The sequence below is a fragment of the Pseudooceanicola lipolyticus genome, assembly GCF_002786325.1.
GTDB classification, from domain to species: Bacteria; Pseudomonadota; Alphaproteobacteria; order Rhodobacterales; family Rhodobacteraceae; genus Pseudooceanicola_C; species Pseudooceanicola_C lipolyticus.
In genome coordinates this window covers 1-1,851 of sequence record NZ_PGTB01000318.1, presented here as the reverse complement: position 1 = coordinate 1,851, position 1,851 = coordinate 1, and the positions used below count along the sequence as shown (strand labels likewise).

At 68.0% G+C, this 1,851-nt stretch carries 2 protein-coding genes and 1 pseudogene; 1 reads left to right on the top strand and 2 read right to left on the bottom strand.

Features of this window, described 5'->3' with window-relative positions:
- Together CVM52_RS25485 and CVM52_RS25480 are read right to left on the bottom strand one after the other, a co-directional pair.
- A pseudogene (locus CVM52_RS25485) lies at window positions 1-468 on the bottom strand (hypothetical protein); the annotation flags it as partial.
- A 104-nt stretch (window positions 469-572) separates the two neighbouring features.
- Window positions 573-1,325 (bottom strand): cytochrome c biogenesis CcdA family protein, encoded by a 753-nt coding sequence (locus tag CVM52_RS25480; RefSeq protein ID WP_100165040.1) that lies wholly within the window; start codon window positions 1,323-1,325, stop codon window positions 573-575.
- A 104-nt stretch (window positions 1,326-1,429) separates the two neighbouring features.
- On the opposite strand from CVM52_RS25480, the gene CVM52_RS25475 reads away from it, so the two are divergent.
- The gene (locus CVM52_RS25475) at window positions 1,430-1,663 is read left to right on the top strand and encodes a sulfurtransferase TusA family protein (protein ID WP_100165039.1); all 234 of its coding nucleotides are present in this window, start codon (window positions 1,430-1,432) and stop codon (window positions 1,661-1,663) included.
- Window positions 1,664-1,851 lie beyond the last annotated feature (188 nt).

Here is a 1,851-nt window from a genome sequence, read left to right as displayed (position 1 = left end):
CGGCACCGCCAGCGCCGCGGCCAGCAGCGCCACCGCCTTGGCCGCCAGACCGGCCAGCGCCGCAGCCACGGCCAGCTGGAACAGCAGCATCGCCACCGGGTAGAGCGCGGCAATCACCGGCCCCTTGCGCAGACGCATCAACCGCCACAGCGCGCCCGAGCCGATATAGGCCCAGGCGGTGCGCAGCAGCTGCAGATAGGTGGCGGGAATGCCGTTGGACATGCTGTCGCGCACCAGGTCGGACCAGACCAGCACCTCGAACTCGGCCGCGACCGGCGCATCCTCGATCCGGGCCGAGACATGCCAGCCATAGGGGCCGCCACCGGTCTTGGGTGACAGGGCGATCTGATAGCCCGAGATCGCGGCCTGTGCCGCGCCCTCCTTGCGATAGAGCTCGCGATAGCGGCGCGGGTGGATCGGATCGTAACCGGGGATGTAGAACACCTGCCGCCGGCGCACCTGCGCCATCGCCCTGCCCTGCCCCTGCTGCTCTGCCCGCGTGCCGGCCACCGCGCCAACCTGTGTTGTTGTTGTCGCGCCAGTCTAGCCGGGTTTTTGGGCGAGAGTAAGGCTCAGCCCAGCGTGCCGAGCGCCGGGAAGGCTTCCAATAACCACCAGGAGAACGAGGTCAGCGCTCCGGTCATCAGCGCGATGCCGACCAGCAGCAGCAGCAGGCCCATGATCTTCTCGATCAGACCCATATGCCGCTTGAGCCGGGTCATCAGCCGCATCGACCGGCTGAGGAACATCGCCGCCAGCAGGAACGGGATGCCCAGGCCGGCGGCATAGGTGCCCAGCAATACGGTGCCGCGCGTCACCGAGGCCTCGGAGGCGGCCAGTGACAGGATCGCGCCCAGCTGCGGACCGATACAGGGGGTCCAGCCAAAGGCAAAGGCCAGGCCCAGCACATAGGCGCCGAACGACGTGCCACCGGCATCACCGGCTTCCATCCGCGCCTCGCGGTCCAGGAAGGGGATGCGGATCAGGTTCAAAAAATGCAGGCCGAAAACGATCACCACCGCCCCGGCGATGCGGGTGAACAGCAGCTGGTTCTGCAGGAAGAACGCCCCGAAGGCCGAGGCGGTGAAGCCCAGAAAAATAAACACCGTGCTCAGCCCCAGCACGAAGAACAGCGCGGAAATGACCGCCTTGCGCCGCGCGGCGGACACCCCCTGCATGTCGCCGATCGACACCCCGCTCATATAGGCCAGATAGGGCGGCACGATGGGCAGGACGCAGGGCGACAGGAAGCTGACCACACCCGCCAGAAGCGCGACGAACATGGAGGGCAACAGGGCCGCGTCGATGAGGCTAATTTCGAACATAACCAGTCCCATAGGCCATTGCGATGGCAAGGTCACGCGGCCAGCCGGTGCCGGTTGATCACATCCCCGTGGACAGGACCGGCGGGCCAGCGTATGCCGCCGCCATGACCGAACCCGCATTTACCCTGGATGCCGTCGGGCTGCTGTGCCCGCTGCCGGTGCTGAAGGCGCGCAAACACCTGCTGTCGCTGCCGCCGGGCGCGGTGCTGGAACTGCTGGCCAGCGATCCGGCCGCCGTGGTCGATGTGCCGCATTTCTGTGCCGAGGCCGGCCATACGCTGATCGAACAGCGCGAGGTGGACGGGCACCAGTCCTATCTGATCCGCAAGGGCGGCTGACGCCCCGGCACCGGGCCGGGGCGCTGCTTTGGTTTCGCCGCTATTTGCCCAGCGACCACCAGCCGCGCCGCTTGGGCTTGGCCGGTTCGGGGGTGCTTTCGACCTCGGCCGCCACCGGTTCCGGCTCGGGCGTGGTCTCGGCCGCTGCCGGTTCGGGCTGCGGTGCCGGCGCTTCGGGCTCGGCTTCG